At 69.3% G+C, this 19,331-nt stretch carries 9 protein-coding genes and 3 pseudogenes; 2 read left to right on the top strand and 10 right to left on the bottom strand.

All coding sequences use genetic code 11. The annotated features are described in order from the left end of the window. Positions 1 to 17: 17 nt before the first annotated feature. The 3 genes from M2437_RS12670 to rpsO all read right to left on the bottom strand — a co-directional run bounded on the left by M2437_RS12670 (position 18) and on the right by rpsO (position 5,282). Positions 18 to 2,285, bottom strand: coding sequence for a TonB-dependent receptor (locus M2437_RS12670; protein WP_253387610.1), 2,268 nt, complete (start codon positions 2,283 to 2,285; stop codon positions 18 to 20). Between the two features lie 220 nt (positions 2,286 to 2,505). Further along, positions 2,506 to 4,743: a polyribonucleotide nucleotidyltransferase gene (gene pnp / locus M2437_RS12665; RefSeq protein ID WP_003597551.1), complete on the bottom strand. Its 2,238-nt coding sequence runs from the start codon at positions 4,741 to 4,743 to the stop codon at positions 2,506 to 2,508. Between the two features lie 269 nt (positions 4,744 to 5,012). Beyond that, entirely contained in the window at positions 5,013 to 5,282 is a 270-nt protein-coding gene (gene rpsO / locus M2437_RS12660) for a 30S ribosomal protein S15 (protein WP_003597553.1), read from the bottom strand. A 299-nt stretch (positions 5,283 to 5,581) separates the two neighbouring features. Here rpsO and M2437_RS12655 point away from each other — a divergent pair. Next, positions 5,582 to 7,049, top strand: a pseudogene (locus M2437_RS12655) (amino acid permease). 246 nt (positions 7,050 to 7,295) lie between these two features. Here M2437_RS12655 and xth read toward each other — a convergent pair. From xth to M2437_RS12630, 5 genes and pseudogenes are all read right to left on the bottom strand, one after another. Beyond that, positions 7,296 to 8,105, bottom strand: coding sequence for an exodeoxyribonuclease III (xth, locus tag M2437_RS12650; protein WP_253387608.1), 810 nt, complete (start codon positions 8,103 to 8,105; stop codon positions 7,296 to 7,298). Positions 8,106 to 8,173: 68 nt separating this feature from the next. Further along, positions 8,174 to 8,620, bottom strand: a complete 447-nt coding sequence (locus tag M2437_RS12645; RefSeq protein WP_003597563.1) for a BLUF domain-containing protein — start codon at positions 8,618 to 8,620, stop codon at positions 8,174 to 8,176. 16 nt (positions 8,621 to 8,636) lie between these two features. Then, positions 8,637 to 10,342 (bottom strand): annotated as a pseudogene (locus M2437_RS12640) (putative bifunctional diguanylate cyclase/phosphodiesterase). Between the two features lie 218 nt (positions 10,343 to 10,560). Continuing rightward, on the bottom strand, positions 10,561 to 11,508 hold the full coding sequence (locus tag M2437_RS12635; protein ID WP_253387606.1) for a LolA family protein: 948 nt from the start codon (positions 11,506 to 11,508) through the stop codon (positions 10,561 to 10,563). A gap of 199 nt (positions 11,509 to 11,707) precedes the next feature. Next, entirely contained in the window at positions 11,708 to 15,001 is a 3,294-nt protein-coding gene (locus M2437_RS12630; RefSeq protein WP_253387605.1) for a DNA translocase FtsK, read from the bottom strand. A 435-nt stretch (positions 15,002 to 15,436) separates the two neighbouring features. Between M2437_RS12630 and M2437_RS12625 the strand changes: the two genes are divergently transcribed. Continuing rightward, on the top strand, positions 15,437 to 17,509 hold the full coding sequence (locus M2437_RS12625; protein ID WP_253387604.1) for an NAD(+) synthase: 2,073 nt from the start codon (positions 15,437 to 15,439) through the stop codon (positions 17,507 to 17,509). Between the two features lie 24 nt (positions 17,510 to 17,533). Here M2437_RS12625 and M2437_RS12620 read toward each other — a convergent pair. Beyond that, positions 17,534 to 17,999 (bottom strand): annotated as a pseudogene (locus M2437_RS12620) (response regulator). 133 nt (positions 18,000 to 18,132) lie between these two features. After that, positions 18,133 to 19,233: a histidine kinase dimerization/phosphoacceptor domain -containing protein gene (locus M2437_RS12615; protein WP_003599658.1), complete on the bottom strand. Its 1,101-nt coding sequence runs from the start codon at positions 19,231 to 19,233 to the stop codon at positions 18,133 to 18,135. Positions 19,234 to 19,331 lie beyond the last annotated feature (98 nt).

Raw genomic sequence — 19,331 nt, 5'->3', positions numbered from 1 at the left:
TCGGGCGCCCCCGCTGGTCAGAACCGCGCGATGAGCTGGAAGCGCACGGTCCGGGGCGCGCCGGGCAGGATGTTGTTGTTGTTGTGCGCGGAGATGACGTAGCGCCGGTCGAACAGATTCTCGATGTTGACCTGAGCGCGCATGGTCTCGCTGAAGGCGTAGAACACGCCGGCATCGAAGCGCGAGAAGCTCGGCAGGCGCACCGTGTTGTCCGACGATGCGAAGCTGGCATCCTGGTAGAGGTAGCCGACGCCGACGGAGAAGCGCTCGCCGATGTCGAATTTATTCCACAGGCTGAAGGTGTTGAGCGGAACGCCGCCGACGAGGTTGCCGGCTCGGATCACGTCGCCGTCGTCATCGATGTCGGCGACGATGCGCGGCTCGGTATAGGCGTAGCCGCCGGAGATCTGCCACCAATCGGTCGCGTAGCCGGCAATGCCGATCTCGGCCCCCCTTGTGTTCGTCTTGCCCGGGCCGGCGGAGAAACCCGCTTCGGTGGATGACGGGATCGGCTGGTTGTCGCGATCGAGGTTGAACAGCGCAGCGGTGAGGATCAGGGCCGGCGTGATCTCGTATTTCACGCCGATTTCCGCGTTCTCGAACCGCTCGGGTGCGGACAAAGCGGTCATCGGGTCCAGCACGCGGAACTGATCACCCGCGCTCGGCAGGAAGGACACCGAATAGCTGCCGTAGAAGGCGAGATTCGGCAGCGGTTTCACCACGACGCCGACCCGCGGCGAGATGAGATTGTCGATGCGGCTGTTCGGTTGGGCAGGCAGCCCGGTCGCGGCGTCGGGACGACGGTCGCGCGATTGGAAATCGAAGCGGTCGAAGCGTGCGCCGACGATGAACTGCAGATGCTCGTCGATCTCGATCTGGTCCTGGGCGAAGGCGGAGAACACGCCGAGCCGATAGGTGTTGTTGCGGCCCGACGCGAGATTCCGCAGCGTTGCACCCTCGGTCGTGGTCGGCGCGAAGGGATTGACGGGGAGGTTGCGGGTGCCGGTCGAATTCCAGATGAAGTCGCGCCGGAAGTCGATCCCCTCCTGAAAACCGAGTTCCAGGCCGGCCACCACGGTGTGGGCGAGGGGGCCGGTGTTGAATTTGTAGGTGAAGTCGGTCTGATTGAAATAGTTCGTGCGGTCGGTCTGGCTGCCGTAGCCGCGCATTACGAACGCGGTCTCGTCGGCACTGACCGGGCTGTTGGGGTAGGCGTTCTGATGGTACTTCGCGTAGTCGGCGATCCGCGTCTGGCTGCGCATCACGACGCCGCTCTCGAAGACATGGTCGAGCTGCGCGTTGCCGATATGGGCATCGACGGAGCCGTTCGAGATCAAGGGCGCGCCGAACAGCGTGCTGGTGTTCTCGCGATAGCGCCAGGGGCGCCCGAACTGCGAGGGGATGCCGCGGTCGGCGATGCGGTTGTCGGAGAAGAACTCGTAGGACAGGCGCAGGGTCGTCTGCGGCCCGAGCAGGAAGGTCATCGTCGGGTTCACGCCGTAGCGGCGGATGTCGATGAAGTCGCGATAGGTGCCGGTATCCTCGAACACGCCGTTGAGGCGGAAGAAGGCGCTGTCGGAGACGCGGTCGCCGAGATCGACCGCCATGCGCTTGTTCCCGAACTGGCCGCCCTGCACCAGCACCTCGCGGATCGGCACCCCGTCGGCCTCCTTGAGCACGCGGTTGACCACGCCGCCTCCGCCGCCGCGGCCGAAGATCATCGCGTTGGGGCCCTTCAACACCTCAATGCGCTGGGTGTTGTAGAGGTCGCGGAAGTAGCGCGCGTCGTCGCGGATGCCGTTGACGAAGAAGTCGGCCGTCGTGCGCTGGCCGCGGATCAGGATCTCGTCGCGGTGGCCCTCGCCCTGGGCGATGGCGACGCCGGGGACGTAGCGCAGCGCCTCGCCGATGCTCTGCACGTTCTGGTCGCGGATCTGCGCTTCCGTCACCACCGAGATCGCCTGCGGCGTGTCGATCAGCGGCGTATCGGTCTTGGTCGAAGAGCGCAGGCGCCGGGCGAGGTAGCCGACCTGCGAGCCTGAGCTGTCGACGACGAGGCCGCGCCCGGACCCGGACCCGACGACGCTGATCATATCGAGGGTGACGCCGCCGACCGAGGGGGACGCGGCGAGCGGATGGACCGCCTGAGCGGTCGGCAGGCCGGTGTTGATGTCCGTGACTTGCGCCCGCGCCGGATGGATGAAAGCCGCAACGATGCTTGTACAGGCAACAGAGCCAAGCAGCATCGGCCGCAGCACAGCGCGGCTCTGGCGAGCGGTTCTCATAAGCTTCCCCCTTATTTTATTAGAATAGACGGGGAAGTCTTGGCCCTAATCCGGCTCAGCTTAGCGAGGGTTGAATTATTCCAGATTTACCGATTCTGTATGAAAAATAGGCAATCGATACTTTGCCATTGCGCAAAATGGCCGAGGGTCACAAGCAAAGAGCGCGGTCCCCGGAGGGACCGCGCTCTTCAAACGTCCGGTATGGCGTGCGGGACGGGGCTTACTCGCCCGACGATTCCCGGCGGCGCTCGCCGCGGTCGCGGCGGGGGCCACGGTCGCCACGATCACCGCGGTCGCTGCGCTCCTCGCGCTCCGGCTCGCCGCGCTCAGCCCGCTCGGCCTTCAGCTTCTCGGTGAGGTCCTCGCCGGTCTCCTGATCGACGACCTTCATCGAGAGGCGGATCTTGCCGCGCTCGTCGGCACCCAGGAACTTCACCTTGACCTTCTGGCCCTCCTTCACGACGTCGCCGACCTTGGCAACGCGCTGGGCGGCCAGCTCCGAGATGTGGACGAGGCCGTCCTTGGCGCCGAAGAAGTTCACGAAGGCGCCGAACTCCATGATCTTGACGATCGTGCCGTCGTAGATCGTGCCGGCCTCGGGCTCGGCGACGATGGAGCGGATCCAGTTATAGGCCGCCTTGATCGCCTTGCCGTCGGAGGAGGCGATCTTGACGATGCCGGTATCCTCGATGTTGATCTTGGCGCCGGTCTTCTCGACGATCTCGCGGATGATCTTGCCGCCGGTGCCGATCACGTCACGGATCTTGTCGGTGGGGATCTGCATCGTCTCGATGCGCGGCGCGTACTCGCCGAGCTCCGGACGGGCCGCAGTCAGGGCCTTGGACATCTCGCCCAGGATGTGGGCGCGGCCGTCCTTGGCCTGGGCGAGGGCGATCTTCATGATCTCCTCGGTGATGCCGGCGATCTTGATGTCCATCTGGAGGGAGGTGATGCCCTCCTCCGAACCGGCCACCTTGAAGTCCATGTCGCCGAGGTGATCCTCGTCGCCGAGGATGTCGGACAGCACGGCGAAGCGCTCACCTTCGAGGATGAGGCCCATGGCGATGCCGGCGACCGGACGGCGCAGGGGCACGCCCGCATCCATCAGCGATAGCGAACCGCCGCAGACCGAAGCCATCGAGGAGGAGCCGTTCGACTCGGTGATCTCGGAGACCACGCGGATCGTGTACGGGAACTCGTGGGCCGGCGGCAGAACGGGCCGGATCGCGCGCCAGGCGAGTTTGCCGTGGCCGATCTCGCGGCGGCCGGGCGAACCCATGCGGCCGGTCTCGCCGACGGAGTAGGGAGGGAAGTTGTAGTGGAGCAGGAAGCGCTCCTTGTAGGTCCCCTCCAGCGCGTCGATGAACTGCTCGTCCTCGCCGGTGCCGAGCGTGGCCACGACCAGCGCCTGGGTCTCGCCGCGGGTGAACAGCGACGAACCGTGGGCGCGGGGCAGCACGCCGACCTCGGAGACGATCGAGCGGACCGTCTTGACGTCACGGCCGTCGATGCGGCTTCCGGTGTCGAGGATGTTCCAGCGGACCACCTTCGACTGCGCTTCCTTGAAGGCCGCCTTGACCTTCTCAGGGCTGAACTTCTGCTCGCCCTCGGCCGGGCAGAGCGCGGCCACGACCTTCGCCTTCACGGCGTCGACGGCGGCGTAGCGCTCCTGCTTGACCGTCTTCTTGTAGGCCTCACGCAGTTCGGTCTCGGCGACCGCGAGAACGGCGGCCTCGACGTCGGCGTTCTCCGGCGGGGTGAAGTCGCGCGGCTCCTTGGCGGCCTTCTCGGCCAGACGGATGATCGCCTCGATCACCGGCTGGAAATGCTTGTGGCCGAACATCACGGCCCCGAGCATCACGTCCTCGGAGAGCTCCTTGGCCTCGGACTCGACCATCAGCACCGCGTCCTGAGTGCCGGCGACGACGAGGTCGAGGGTCGATTCGGCGATTTCCGTCACCAGCGGGTTCAGCTTGTAGCCGCCGTTGAGGTAGCCGACGCGAGCCGCGCCGATCGGGCCCATGAAGGGCACGCCCGAGAGGGTGAGGGCAGCGGAGGCCGCGACCATCGCGACGATGTCGGGATCGTTCTCGAGATCGTGGGAGAGAACGGTGACGACGACCTGAGTGTCGTTGCGCCAGCCCTCGACGAAGAGCGGACGGATCGGGCGGTCGATCAGGCGGGAGACCAGCGTCTCCTTCTCGGAGGGACGGCCTTCGCGCTTGAAGTAGCCGCCGGGGATGCGGCCGGCGGCGTAGGCGCGCTCCTGGTAGTTCACGGTGAGCGGCAGGAAGTCGATGCCGGCCTTGGGCTCCTTGCCCGCGACCACGGTGGCGAGCACGGTGGTCTCGCCGTAGGTGGCGACCACGGAGCCGTCCGCCTGGCGGGCGGTCTTGCCGGTCTCGAGGACGAGCTTGCGGTCGCCCCAGATCAGCTCTTCACGTTGTACGTCGAACATATGTCTCTCGCCTTCAAACATGCGGTGGGCTGAGCCCGGCGCCGCCAGAGGCAAGACGGCGAGACGCTTCGTCTTAAGGAAGCGTCTCGCGATCCTGCCCTGGCGCCCTGCGCCTTCAAGCCGCCCGGATCGGACCGGCCGGGCCCCATGCCCGAGCGATCCTTCTTGGTCTGCCGCGCTCTCCGACGCCGAACCGGCGTCCACTTCGTGCGAAGCGCGGCTTGTGAAAACGCGGCCCCGTGGGGGACCGCGCGAAGGTTCGGCAGGCCTTAGCGGCGGATGCCGAGGCGCTCGATGAGGGTGCGGTAGCGCGCCTCTTCCTTGCGCTTCAGGTAGTCGAGCAGCGAGCGGCGCTGCGAGACCAGCTTCAGGAGGCCGCGGCGGGAGTGGTTGTCCTTGCCGTGGGTCTTGAAGTGGGCGGTCAGGTTGGTGATCCGCTCGGTGAGGATGGCGATCTGGACCTCCGGCGAGCCGGTGTCCTTGTTGCCCTTGGCGTAGTCCTTGATGAGCGCGGTCTTGCGCTCTGCCGTGATCGACATCGCAGGCCTTTCAGATGGAGGTTTGGTCGGAGGCGCCGCCCATGGGAGGGAAGGGCACCTTTGAAAAACTCGCGGTCGGGCCGGTGCCGGGATGTCGTCCAGCACGGTCAGCCGCAAGCGGCACAAGCCCCGCCCGGTAACCGGGTCGAGGCGGCGCGGACCATACACGAAATCGCGGGATGTGCCAGTGGCGCCGCCCGTCGAGGCGAAATCCGCCCCATACTGCTTCCCGATCCCGCCCCGCATCCGGCCCGGCTTTCGCTTCGCCGGATGCAGTCCGGTCAGGCACGTGAGACCCTATGCCCCGTTCCGCCCTCGGCGCCCGAAAGCCCATCGCCGCCCTCGTCGCGGACGCCGCCGATTCGGACGGTCCGGCGCTCGCCCGAAACCTCTCCGCCTTCAGCCTCGTCTGCATCGGTGTCGGCGCAACCGTCGGGGCGGGGATCTTCGTGCTCACCGGCACGGCGGCGGCGAATTATGCCGGGCCGGGGCTGATGCTCTCCTTCGTGCTCGGCGCGGTCGCGAGCGGGCTGGTGGCCCTGTGCTACGCCGAACTCGCCGCGATGATCCCCGTGGCCGGCTCGACCTATTCCTACACCTACGTCACGCTGGGCGCCCTGCCGGCCTGGATCATCGGCTGGGATCTGGTTCTCGAATTCGCCATGGCGGCGGCGACCATCGCCGTCGGCTGGTCGGGCTATGCGCAGAGCCTGCTCGCCGATGCGGGCCTGCGGCTGCCGGCATGGCTGGCCGCGGGGCCGGGGGAGGGCGGGATCGTGAACCTTCCGGCGGCGCTGGTCGTGCTGGCGCTCACCGCCCTGCTGATGCGCGACAACCGGGAGGCGGCCCGCACCAATGCCGTGCTGGTGGCGCTGAAGGTCGCGATCATCCTCGACCTTCCTCGGCCTCGGCGTGGGGCATCTGCGGCCCGAACTGTGGCAGCCGCTGGTGCCGCCGAACGAAGGCACGTTCGGCGCCTTCGGCTGGAGCGGCATCTTTCGCGGGGCGGGGGTCGTGTTCTTCGCCTATGTCGGCTTCGAGACCATCTCGACCGCCGCCGGCGAGACCCGCAATCCGCAGCGGGACGCGCCCGTGGGCTTGATCGGTTCGCTCCTCGTTACCGCGGCGCTCTACGTGGCGGTGGCCGCGGTGCTCACCGGCCTCGTGCCCTACCGCGACCTCGACGTGGCCGACCCGATCGCGCGGGCCATGGCGGTGACGGGGCTGACCGGCTTCTCCGCGGCGATCAAGGCGGGCGCGTTGATCGGGCTCACCACCGCGGCGCTCACCGCGCTCTATGGCCAAGCGCGGATCTGCTACGCCATGGCCCGCGACCGCATGCTGCCGGACCTGTTCGCCCGGATCGGGGCGCGGAGCCGGACGCCGTTCGTCGCGCAAGGGGTGATCGGTCTCGCCACGGCCGTGGTGGCGGCTTTGGTGCCGATCGACATCCTCGGCGAACTCGTCAGCATCGGGACGCTGTTCGCGTTCATCCTCGTCTGCGCCAGCGTGCTGATTCTTCGACGGACGGAGCCGGAGCGGGCGCGGCCCTTCCGCGTGCCGGGCGGCGCGATCGTGCCGGTGTTCGGCATCCTCGCCTGCCTCGCCCTGATGGCGAGCCTGCCCGGCGATACATGGCTGCGCCTTCTGGCCTGGCTCGGCCTCGGACTGGCGATCTGGTTCGGCTACAGCCGCCGCCGCGTCGGCCGGAATCCGGGTTTCGAAAGGACAGGTCCTTTCGCGGGTCCAGGGCAGAGCCCTGGTTGAAGGGAGGCCGGGGCTCTGCCCCGGCACCCCGCCAAAGGGATGATCCCTTTGGAAACCCGCACTCAGTACGAGCGGTGAGAGCCTGCGGCGCGACCGCCGCCGAAGCGGCGACGCAGGTAGCCGATGGCCCTTGGGCAGCAGGAAGACGACGACGATCTGGCGCAGGATCGAGCGCATGCGGTGGGACTCCATTGCGAAAGCTCAGATTGGAGACCCAATGCCTGGACGGGCTTCCGCGTTCCCGGCTCAGAGCTCCAACGTCAACGTCACCGGGACGTGATCGGACGGCTTCTCCCAGCCGCGCGCCTCGCGGAACACCGCGACCCGGCGCACAGTGCCGGCGAGATCGGGCGAGACCCAGGCGTGGTCGAGGCGCCGGCCCTTGTTGGCGAGTTCCCAGTTCGGCGAGCGGTAGCTCCACCACGTGTAGATCTTCTCCGGCTCCGGAGTGAGGAGCCGCGCCGCGTCGATCCAGCCGGCCTCGCCCCGCAGCGTCTCGAGCGCTTCGGTCTCGACGGGGGTGTGGCTCACCACATCGAGGAGTTGCTTGTGCGACCAGACGTCGTGCTCCAGCGGCGCAACGTTGAGGTCGCCCACCAGGATCGCCGGCCCGGAAACCCGCCGCCCGCCCCAGACCCGCAATTCGGACAGGAAGTCGAGCTTGTGCGCGAATTTCGGGTTGAGGTCGCGATGGGGCATGTCGCCGCCCGCCGGCACGTAGAAATCGTGCAGCACGATCCCCGCCGCCGGTCCCGCCTCGGGCCCAAGCACTGCCGAGATGTGGCGCGCATCGGGCCGCTCGCAGAAGCTCATCACGTCGCGGGTCAGCAGCGGAAAGCGCGAGATGATCGCGACGCCGTTATAGCCCTTCTGCCCGGCGAAGACGATGTTCTCGTAGCCCGATCCCTTGAACGCCTTGAGCGGGAACTGGTCGTCGGGGCACTTGGTCTCCTGCAGGCACAGCACGTCCGGCTGCGCCTCGCGGAGGAAGCGCAGCACGGACTCGATGCGCAGGCGCACCGAGTTGATGTTCCAGGTCGTGACGGTGAGGCGCACGGGGATTGCCTGAGAAGCGTGGCGTGAAGAGCCGCTCCGATAGCGGAACCTGCGCGCCTCGCAAACCGTCAGGCCTCGGCCGCCTCCTCCTCCAGGGCGAGCCCGTGCAGCATGGCGCAGAGCCGGTCTCCGGTCATCCGCGAGAGGTCGAAGCCGCTCTCGCCGGCCACGTCGCCGTAGCGGGCCGCGTCGTCCGGCGAGGCCCCGACATAGGCCATCGACCAATCGGTGAAGAGGCGCGTCTCCACCGCCTCGAACGCGAGCAGCGAGACCTCGCCGTGGCGCTCGTCCTGCTGGATGCGCTCGAAGGTGGCCTCGACCGCGTCTTCCGGCCCCTCCAGCACCTGCGCGAAGCAGCCGGCGTTGAACATCAGCGCCCCGGTGACGTCGATGCGGGCGTTGTTGGTGCGGCTCGCGGCCAGGATGCCGCGGATCGTCTCGTCCATTGCCGCGGGGGCACCGGCGACCCGGTTGCGGCTGTAGTAGACGAGGCGGCGCAGGTCTTTCGGCTTCATTCGGCGGGCTCCTGGATCAGGCGGGTAAGGTCGAGGGCGAGGGAGCGGGCGAGGCGGACAACAGGGCGGCGGCCTGGGCGGCCGGCATCGGGCGTCCGGTCAGGTAGCCCTGGACCTCGGTGCAGCCCTCGGCGCGGATGGCGTCGAGCTGCGTCGCCGTCTCGACCCCTTCGGCGGTGGTGCGCATGCCGAGGCTGGCGCCGAGCCGGGCGATGGCCCGCACGATCGCTCCGCACTCGGCATTGTCCTCCATGCCGCGGACGAAGGACTGGTCGATCTTGATCTTGTCGAAGGGGAATTTCTGCAGGTAGCTCAGGGACGAGTAGCCGGTGCCGAAATCGTCCATCGAGATCTTCACGCCGAGCGCGCGCAGGCCGTTCAGCACGTCGAGCACGCTGTCGGTGTTCTCGAGGAGCGCGCCTTCGGTGATCTCCAGTTCCAGCCGGGCCGGGTCGAGGCCGGTCTGGGCCAGCACGTTCGTCACCGTCTCGACCAGCCGGCCGCCGCGGAACTGCACGGGCGAGAGGTTCACGGCGATCGATGCGGGGTGCGGCCAGCGCGCCGCCTCGCGGCAGGCGGTGCGCAACACCCACTCGCCGATGCCGACGATGACGCCGATCTCCTCGGCCAACGGAATGAACAGGGCCGGAGAGACCGGTCCGCGCTCGGGGTGGTTCCAGCGCAGCAGCGCCTCGAAGCCTGTGACGTCCCCGCTCTCCAGCTGGATCTGCGGCTGGAAGGCGAGGTCGAACTGCTTGAGGGCCATTGCCCGGCGCAGGTCGATCTCCAGACCGCGGCGCGCCTGCATCTGCGCGTTCATCGCCGGCTCGAAGAAGCGGTAGGTGCCCCGGCCCGCGGCCTTGGCCCGGTAGAGTGCGAGGTCGGCGTGTTTCAGCAGATCGTCGGCGTTCTGGCCGTCGGCGGGGGCGATGGCGACGCCGACGCTGACGCCGACATTGAGCATGTGGCCATCGACGACGTAGGTGCGCCCGACGAGATCGACGAGGCGGCGTGCCAGCGCCTCGGCCGCGTGCGGCTGCTCGACGCCGGCATGGGTACCAACTTGGGGGCCGACTTGGGGATCGACTTGGAGGATGGCGAACTCGTCGCCGCCGAGCCGCGCGACCAGATCCCCGCTGCGGGTGGCCCGGCGCAGGCGCTCGGCGACCTTGCGCAGGAGCGCATCGCCGACCGGATGCCCGAGGGTGTCGTTGACCGTCTTGAACCGATCGAGGTCGAGCATCAGCACCGCGAGTGGTGCCCCCGTCCGGGCCGCCTCGATCAGCGCCGCGTCGAGGCGGTCGTGCAGGCCGACGCGGTTGCACAGGCCGGTGAGTGGCTCCTGCCGGGCCAGGGCCGCGCCGCGGAGTTGCTCGGTCACGTCCTCGAAGGTGAGGGCGAAGCCGCCGGTCGAGAGCGGCGCCAGCGCCGCCTCGACGCGGCGGTCGTCGCCGAGGGTGAGCCGCGCCCGGACAGGGCGGGCGGCGCGCACAGCTTCCAGGATGGGCTCAGCCTCCGGCTCCGCGGCGCCGAAGGGCACCAGCAGGGCGGGGAGGGGGGAAGGCCGACCGGTTCGGTGCAGGCGAGCAAGGCCGCCGCGTGGGCATTGGCGAAGACGACGCTGCCGCCCGCATCGAGCAGGAGCAGGGGCGCGGCCATCTCGGCCAGCGCCGCCTCGAACGGCAGGGCGATCGACAGCGACGGAGCGGCGAGGGCGGACATGCGGCCGGACAGCGTCCCATGGAGGCCGCCCCACCTGGACGGCCCACCTATAGGCCTGCTTTCCTCTCAACGGATGCTTAAAGCCGGGATGCGCCTGAGCGTATCCGGGGAATTATTCAAAGAATTTGAGAGCACTCAACACGAGGTGGGACAACACATTTCGGTGATGCGGAGGGGGAAAGCAATCCATGTTGTTGCCGTCCCTCATCGCGCTCAGCTCAGGGGTTTCGTCCCTCGATCTGCTGCTGCATCGCCTTGTCCTCGGACCGGCCGTAATTGATGAAGAACAGCGACCCATCGACCGTCTTGCCCTTCTGCAGGTTCGAGAGCTGCACGGTGGTGAGGTAGCCCTGCGGGTCGGTGATCCGCCATTGCGACAGGGTCTTCATCTCGGCGTCGAAGAAGAGCTGGATCTTCGAGGTGCCGCCCAGCGTCGAGCGGTCCTCCAGCCCGATGCGTACGCCGCCCGGATCGTTGGTCACCTCGCTCACCGTCAGGTCGCGGGCGAGGTCGATCTTCTCCCGCAGCAGGAATTTCAGCGGCGTCTGCGAGATGAAGTAGAGATCCTGGGTGCCAAGCTTGCGGTCACGCACCGCGACCGAGGTGCCGTCGGCCACCACTTCGAGCGGGGAGGGCTGGTCGTACTCGAAGCGCAGGCGTCCGGGCTTGGCGAGCGTGAGCTTGCCGCCGATGCGCCGCCCGTCGGCGCCGATCTGGATGAAGCCGCCGGTCAGGGTCTGGAAGCCGTTGAAATAGCTGTTGGCCGCCGCCACGACGGTGGCCGGGTCGGCGTCCTGCAGCGAGGCGCCGAGGGACGGCGCTCCGACCGCCGCGACCCGCGTGCTGGGGCTCGCTGCCGGCGTCGCCGAAGCGGGTGCGCCGGGCTTGGCCGCGGCCTTGATGCTGCCGGTCTTCTCAGCGGGTTTCTCCGCAGACTTCTCGGCCGCCTTGTCCGGTCCTTTGCCGGGCTTGGCTGCCGCCTTCTTGGCCGGGGCCGGGGCGGCCTCCGGCTCGGGCGCGCGGGCCGGAGGGGCCGGCGGCTCCTCCTTGCGGCCGAACAGGCCGTCGAGGAAGGAGGAGACCTGGGCCTCCACGGGCTGCGGCTGGAGCGCCAGCGCGGCGACGAGCAGCGGACCGGCAGCGAGGGAGAGGCGTCGGCCAGTCATCGTGTAGGCATCTCCGAAAGCTTGCGGGTGCGCGGGGCACTTGCCGTCCCGGTGGGGCACTTGCCGTCCCGGTGGGGCACTTACCGTCCCGGTGCGGACGCGCGCGATGGCGGCGCGTCCGGATGTCGTGTTCGCGGGTAGACCCGGCCCCTGTGGCGAATATGCGACGGGGGCCGGATCTGCGCGGTCGTGAGAGGTCTCAGTCGTCGTCGTAGCCGCTGGACGGTGCGCTCGCGAGGCCCTCGACCAGGATCTCGCGCTTGCCCGCATGATTGGCCGGCCCGACGATCCCCTCGATCTCCATCCGCTCCATGATCGAGGCGGCGCGGTTGTAGCCGATCTGGAGACGGCGCTGGATGTAGCTCGTCGAGGCCTTGCGGTCGCGCAGCACCACGGCGATGGCCTGCTCGTAGAGCTCACCACCCTCGGCGCCCGCGGTGGCCGCGAAGGCGCCGATGTCGAACACCGGAGCGTCGGACTCTTCGGTTTCGGCAAAATCGTCCTTCTCGGCCTTGGCCGCGGCTCGCCCGCCCTTGGCCGGCTTCTCCGTCTGCTCCGAGGAGCCGTCGTCCGCCGTGACGGCTTCGAGGTAGGACGGCCGGCCCTGGCGCTTGAGGTGGGCGACCACGGTCTCGACTTCCGAGTCCGAGCAGAACGGCCCGTGCACGCGCGTCGTGCGCCCGCCGCCGGCCATGAACAGCATGTCGCCCTGGCCCAGCAACTGCTCGGCGCCCATCTCGCCCAGGATCGTGCGCGAGTCGATCTTGCTCGTCACCTGGAAGGAGATGCGGGTCGGGAAGTTCGCCTTGATCGTGCCGGTGATGACATCGACCGAGGGGCGCTGCGTCGCCATGATCAGGTGGATGCCGGCCGCACGCGCCATCTGCGCGAGCCGCTGGATCGCGCCCTCGATGTCCTTGCCCGCCACCATCATCAGGTCGGCCATCTCGTCGACGACGATCACGATGTAGGGCAGGGCCGAGAGGTCCATCTCCTGCTCTTCGAACACCGCCTCGCCGGTGGTGCGGTCGAAGCCGGTCTGGATCGTGCGGGTGATGATCTCGCCCCGCTCGCGCGCCTCCTTCATCCGGGCATTGTACCCGTCGATGTTGCGCACGCTGATCTTCGACATCTTCTTGTAGCGTTCCTCCATCTCGCGCACGGCCCATTTGAGGGCGATGACCGCCTTCTTCGGGTCGATGACGACGGGGGAGAGCAGGTGCGGGATGCCGTCATAGACCGACAGTTCCAGCATCTTGGGATCGACCATGATGAGGCGGCACTCTTCCGGCTTGAGCCGGTAGAGCAGCGACAGGATCATGGTGTTGATGGCCACCGACTTGCCCGAGCCGGTGGTGCCGGCGACCAGCAGGTGCGGCATGCGGGCGAGGTCGGCGATGATCGGCTCGCCGCCGATGTTCTTGCCGAGGCACAAGGCGAGCTTGTGCTTGGTCTCGACGAAATCGACCGAGGCCAGCAGCTCGCGCAGGTACACGGTCTCGCGCACCGGGTTCGGCAGTTCGATGCCGATCACGTTGCGGCCGGGGACGACGGCGACACGGGCGGAGATGGCGGACATCGAGCGGGCGATGTCGTCCGACAGGCCGATGACGCGGCTCGACTTGGTGCCGGGCGCCGGCTCCAGCTCGTAGAGGGTGACGACGGGGCCGGGGCGCACGGCGAGGATGTCACCGCGCACGCCAAAATCCTGCACGGTCTGCTGGAGGTTGAGCGCGTTCTGCTCCAGCTCGTCCGCATCGACCTCCTCGCCGTCGTTCAGCGGCGGCTCGGCGAGCAGTTCTAGGTCGGGCAGTTCGTAGTCGGCATTGCCGACGAACGACGCCTCCAGGTGGCGGCCGGCGGGGATCAGCATCGGACGCTCGGGCAGGATCGCCCGCGGACGGTTTTCGGGTTCGGGTTCGATGGCCGCCACGGGCTCGGCGGCTTCCGCCTCGAACGCGTCCACGGTGTCGAGGGCAGCCGGCTCTTCCGCGAAGTCCTGGGCAAGATCCTCGGCCAGATCTTCGCTCGGCTCGACCTCGGCACCGGGCTTGGTGCGCAGCAGGACCGGCCGGGCCGGGATGGTCAGCGGCGCCGTCGTCATCCCCTGGGGGGCAGGGGAGGGGGCCTGCGGGGCAGGCTGGACCGGGGCGGGGGCCGGAGCCGGATAAGCCGTGAAAGGCCGCGCGGCGACGGGCGCCGCCGCCACGGCGGAGACCGGGGCCGGGGCGGGCGCTACGGCTTGCGGTGCGACGGCTTGCGGTGCGGCCTCAAAAGCGGGCTGCGGCGCGGCCTCGGCGAAAGCCGAACGGACCGGACGGATCGCAGCGCGGGCGGCCATGGCGTTCAGCACCGGGCGGGGCGCGGCGGGCGCGACCGGCTCGGCGACCTCGACCACCGACTCGGCCGGGCCGAACCAGCCGTGCAGGGCCGACCAGTCCGGCACATCCGACCAGTCGGACGGCTCGGCCGGGACCGGCGGGATGAAGGGCGCGTAGAATGCCGCGAAGAGGGCGGCCTCCGGCGCCTCCGCCGAGGCGGGGAGCGGCGCGACCGGCAGGGACTCGGCGGCGACGGCCTCGAAGCGCATCGCGTCGAACCGGATCTCCTCGATCGCCAGCGCGGGCTGCGATGCGATCTCGGCCTGCGGCAAGACCTCAGCCTGCGGCACGACCTCCGCCTGTTGCGCAGTCTCAGCCTGCGGCGCTTGGACGACGGACTTCTGCCGGCGGTCGGGGGTGCGGAAGAAGCTCACGCCGGGCGGCGGCACGAACGGGCGGCGCCAGCTCGGCACCTCGGAAGCGGCCTGCTCGGCGCGCAGCCGGGCGGCCTCGTCGCTCTCGGCACTGCGCTGCGCCGCGCGCTCGGCCGCTTCGCGCTCCGCTGCCTCGCGGGCCCGCTGCGCCTCCAGCGCCGCGGCCTCGGCGGCGGCCTGGGCGTCGAGCAGGGCCTGGGCCCGAAGCTGCGCCTCGCGCTCGGCCTCCAGGGCTTGGCGACGGCGCTCCATCAGAACGGTGTCGGGGGTGCGGGTGAAGCGCACTGCCTCGGGCAGCGCAGCCTGCGGCACGCCGTAAGACCCATCCTGTGAGGCGGGCAGGGCGTGGGCCGCCGGGATCACGCCGGCCTCGGGCGCGATCGCCGCCGGGCGGCGCGGCGTGCGCACCAGGACGCCGGGACCGGAAGCGCGGGGATCGATGCGGCTCTCGAACGGCATCTCCGGCTGAGCGCCGTAGGGCAGGGCGGGCGTGGGCATCTCGAACAGCCCCTCCTCCGGTTCGGGCGACCAAGCTTCCGAACCCCAGTCCTCCGGCGCGGCCGGCGCGCGGCCGAGCATCGCCCCCGGCGGCACCAGCCAGCTCGGCACGTTGCCGGCGTCGAACCCGTCCGCGCCCGGCTGCGGCAGCGCCGGATGTGGCAACGCGTGCGGGATCGCCCGCGGCGGGGCCGGCGGCGCCCCGGCGATGCGCCGGGCGAGGTTGGAACGCAGGCTCATCAGCCGATGGGCGATACCGCCGATCGACCGGTCCAGGCGGTCGCCGCCGCGGCTCGGCCGCGATGGATCACGATGGGAATGGGGAGGCCGTCCCGATGCGCGCATGATCTGTGAGATGACTCGAAACAAGGTCCGGCTCCTGCGGAGCGGTTCGAGCCCCAAGGTAGGCGGATCGTCGTTAACGAACGCTTGCCTCGACCTTCGCCCCGCTCGTCCCGCAGGCGCCCTCCCCTCTTCCGGGCTGGCCCGACCCGCCGGTGCAAGCGTGACGCGAACCGGATATCATCGAGCGCAGTTGGCTCTTGGCGGTGATGTTTCGAGGCCCGGTGACAGAGGGCGGCCCGGTCGCGGGCATCCCCTGAATCAGGCTTTAAATCGTGCTCTGAGAGGCGCTTGGCAGGGTTTCCTGCCGTATCAGGTGAGCTGCGAGATCCGGTGACGAATCCGAGCCAAGAGACCTTGAGTCCGAAAAACTTCCGCTCCCTCTACCGGCACGGCTTTGCCCGCGTCGCCGCCTGCACCGGCCGCAGCCATCCGGGCGACCCGGCGGCCAATGTCGCCGACATCTCAGGCCTCGCGCGGCAGGCGCATGGGGCCGGGGCGGCGCTCGCGGTCTTTCCCGAGCTCTGCGTCTCCTCCTACGCCATCGAGGACCTGCTGTTGCAGGCGACCCTCCTCGACGCGGTCGAGACGGGCGTGGCGCGGCTGGTCGAAGAGAGCGCCGGGCTCACGCCGCTGCTCGTCGTCGGCGCGCCCCTGCGCTGGCGCAACCGGCTCTACAATTGCGCCGTGGCGATCCGGGGCGGGCGGCTGCTCGGCGTGGTGCCGAAGAGCTACCTGCCGAACTACCGGGAGTTCTACGAGAAGCGCCACTTCGCCTCCGGCGCCGGCATCACGGGCGAGACGATCCGCCTCGGCGGGCTCGAGGCGCCGTTCGGCACCGACCTGATCTTCGCCGCCGACGACCTGCCGGGTTTCCGCCTCGCGATCGAGGTCTGCGAGGATCTCTGGGTGCCGCAGACGCCGGGCATGGACGCGGTGCTCGCCGGTGCCACCGTGATCGCCAACCCCTCGGGCAGCCCGATCACTGTCGGCCGGGCCGATTCCCGCGCCCTGCTGACCCGCGCCGCCTCGATGCGCGGCCTGTGCGCCTACGTCTACGCGGCGGCCGGGACGGGGGAATCCACCACCGACCTGTCCTGGGACGGGCAGACCAGCATCGACGAGAACGGCGTGCGGCTGGCCGAAGGGCAGCGCTTCCCTCAAGCGCCGGTCGTGACGCTGGCCGATATCGACCTCGACCTCATCGCTCAGGAGCGGCTTCAGGCCGGCAGCTTCGACGACAACGCCCGACGGCACGGCACCCCGCCCTGGCGGACGATTCCCTTCCGGCTCGATCCGCCGGAGAGCGATCTCGGGCTCGAGCGCCGGGTCGAGCGCTTCCCCTTCGTGCCGGCCGACCCCGCACGCCTCGCGCAGGATTGCTACGAGGCCTACAACATTCAGGTCGCCGGCCTCGCCCAGCGGCTGGCCGCAACCGGCACGAAGCGGGCGGTGATCGGCGTCTCCGGCGGCCTTGACTCGACGCACGCGCTGATCGTCGTCGCGAAGGCCTTCGATCGGCTCGGGCTGCCGCGAAAGGACATCCTGGCCTACACCCTGCCGGGCTTTGCCACCTCCGACGAGACCAAGACCAACGCCCACGCCCTGATGCGGGCGCTCGGCACCACCTCGGAGGAGATCGACATCCGCCCGGCCGCCCGGCAGATGCTAGCCGATATGGGCCACCCGTTCGGGCGCGGGGAGGCGGTCTACGACGTCACCTTCGAGAACGTGCAGGCGGGCCTGCGCACCGATTACCTGTTCCGGCTGGCCAACCAGCACGGCGGCATCGTGATCGGCACCGGGGATCTCTCGGAGTTGGCGCTCGGCTGGAGCACCTACGGCGTCGGCGACCAGATGAGCCATTACGGCGTCAATGCCGGCGTGCCCAAGACCCTGATCCAGCACCTGATCCGCTGGGTGATCGCGTCCGGGCAGTTCGGCGAGGCGGAGAACCGCACCCTCCGGGCGGTGCTCGACACCGAGATTTCGCCCGAACTGGTGCCGGCCTCGGAAGGCGAGGGGCCGCAGAGCACGGAGGCCAAGATCGGCCCCTACGCCCTGCAGGACTTCAATCTCTGGTTCATTCTGCGCCACGGCTTCCGGCCGTCGAAGATCGCCTTCCTCGCGCTCCATGCCTGGGGCGACGCGGCGGCCGGCGACTGGCCGCCGGATTTCCCGCAAGCCAAGCGCGTCGCCTACGATCTGCCGGAGATCCGGCGCTGGCTCGGCGTCTTCCTCGATCGCTTTTTCCGCTTCAGCCAGTTCAAGCGCTCGGCGCTCCCCAACGGCCCGAAGGTCTCGGCCGGCGGTTCGCTCTCGCCCCGCGGCGACTGGCGCGCGCCGTCGGATGCCAGCGCCCGGGCGTGGCTCGACGAGCTGGAGCGGAACGTGCCGAAGGGGTGAGGGGGGCGGCGCGGCGCCCGTCTCTTACGGCACTCCGCCGGTCCAATCCCCGCCGCCCGCGGCCGGAGCGAGGTGGAAGCCGTCGAGGGTCTCGGCGGAGGGCGGGTGGCCGGCACGGCGCTGAGCGACGTAGTCGAGGGCGCCCGCCACGGCGCGCTCGGAATAGGGCTTTGGCGATCACCCCGAGCGCGCCCGCGAAATCCGGCGGGATGCGCTTGGCGTTGGCGGTCATGAACACCACGGTGACCCGCGGGTCGCGGCTCAACTGGCGCGCCACCTCCACTCCGGTCGGCCCGTCGATGAGGTGGATGTCCACCAGCGCCACGTCCGGCAGGGCGGTGCGGCCCAGCGCGATGGCGTCCGCCGAGGAGCCCGCGACGCCGACGCTGACATGACCGAGGTCTTCCAGCAGGCATTCCAGTTCGAGGGCGATCAGCACCTCGTCCTCGACAACGAGAATGCGCAGGGGCCCCTCCCTCACCTCGGGCATCGCGGTTCTCCCGGCGTCGTTTGTCCCCCGGCCCCGAATCGATCCGCCGGATTGGCGGCGAAGGGAGCGGGCCCGGCCCGCCGCGGGACCGGTTTCCGGTGGAAACGGCCCGGAGTGAAGAAACGCATGTCCGTCACAATGCGTCGGTCCCGACCAGCGGGATCGTGATCGTGATCCGTGTGCCGGGCCCGGCATCCGACCATTCGAGGGTGCCGCGCAACTGGCGCACCACCATCTCGACCAGGGTGCGGCCGAAGCCCGCGGGATTGGACGGCACCGCGGCCATGCCGATGCCGTCGTCCTGAATGACGAGGCGCATCCCCGCCTCGAAACGGTGTGCCTCGATCGCGACCCGGCCGCGGCGCGCCTCCGGGAAGGCGTGGTGCAGGGCGTTCGTCGTCAATTCGTGGATCAGCAGCGCCAGCGGGGCGGCCATGGCGGCGGAGAGCGCCAGCGCCTCGATCTCCGTCTCGATCCGGGTGCGGTCTCCGTCGAGGCCGGCGGCGAGGTCGGCGATAAGGTCGGCGGTGAACTCCCGGAAGTCGAAGCGGGTGACGTCGCCCTCCGAGTACAGCATCCGGTGGGCCGTGGAGAGGGCGCCGATCCGGTCGGCCATGGCCTGGAGCGCGTTGCGGGCGTCGCCCTCCGGCGTGCGGCGGGCCTTCAGCAGCATCAGCGAGGAGATGACCTGGAGGTTGTTCTTGACCCGGTGATCGACCTCGTGGAGCAGCGCGGTCTTCTGTTCCAGGGCCGAGCGCAGGTCGGCGGTGCGCTCGCTCACCTCCCGCTCCAGCGCGTCGTTGGCGTCGCGCATCGCCAGTTCCAGGCGGTGCTTGTCGGTCATGTCGGCCTGGGCCGAGAAGAAGAACAGGACCTTGCCCGCCTCGTCGCAGACCGGGTTGATCGTCATTCCGTTCCAGAACGACGTGCCGTCCTTGCGGTAATTGAGCAGCTCGCCCTCGAACGGCCGGCCCGTGGCGAGCGCCGACCGCATCGTCTGAAGCACCGCCGCATCGGTGAGGGGACCTTGCAGCATGCGGCAATTCTGGCCGTAGAGTTCCTCGCGGGCATAGCCCGTAAGCCCGAGAAAGGCGCCGTTGGCCCAGACGACCGGGTTGTCGCCCCGCCGCGGATCGGTGACCACCATCGGCGTCGGGCTGGCCTCGAAGGCTGCCGCGAAGACCTCCACCGTGACGCCCGAGGGCAGGCTCGCTCCTTTGGGAAAACCCGTCATCTCTACGCCAACACAGGCATGCCGCTCTCGAGCGCGGCACGCGAACCGGAGTCACCCGACGCATTCCGTAGCGTCCGGCCCCGCGACTCCAACGAGCC

Origin of the sequence: Methylorubrum pseudosasae (assembly GCF_029504475.1) — a bacterium.
GTDB lineage: Bacteria > Pseudomonadota > Alphaproteobacteria > Rhizobiales > Beijerinckiaceae > Methylobacterium > Methylobacterium extorquens.
The sequence above is the reverse complement of the archived record's forward strand: the minus strand, read 5'-3'. Positions and strand labels throughout refer to the sequence as shown.

What these genes read in the sequence shown, in the direction of transcription:
- M2437_RS12670 (WP_253387610.1), bottom strand. Translation starts at nt 2,285, where the DNA reads ATGAGAACCGCTCGCCAGAGCCGCGCTGTGCTGCGGCCGATGCTGCTT.
- rpsO (WP_003597553.1), bottom strand. Translation starts at nt 5,282, where the DNA reads ATGTCGATCACGGCAGAGCGCAAGACCGCGCTCATCAAGGACTACGCC.
- pnp (WP_003597551.1), bottom strand. Translation starts at nt 4,743, where the DNA reads ATGTTCGACGTACAACGTGAAGAGCTGATCTGGGGCGACCGCAAGCTC.
- M2437_RS12630 (WP_253387605.1), bottom strand. Translation starts at nt 15,001, where the DNA reads ATGAGCCTGCGTTCCAACCTCGCCCGGCGCATCGCCGGGGCGCCGCCG.
- M2437_RS12635 (WP_253387606.1), bottom strand. Translation starts at nt 11,508, where the DNA reads ATGACTGGCCGACGCCTCTCCCTCGCTGCCGGTCCGCTGCTCGTCGCC.
- M2437_RS12645 (WP_003597563.1), bottom strand. Translation starts at nt 8,620, where the DNA reads ATGAAGCCGAAAGACCTGCGCCGCCTCGTCTACTACAGCCGCAACCGG.
- M2437_RS12615 (WP_003599658.1), bottom strand. Translation starts at nt 19,233, where the DNA reads ATGACGGGTTTTCCCAAAGGAGCGAGCCTGCCCTCGGGCGTCACGGTG.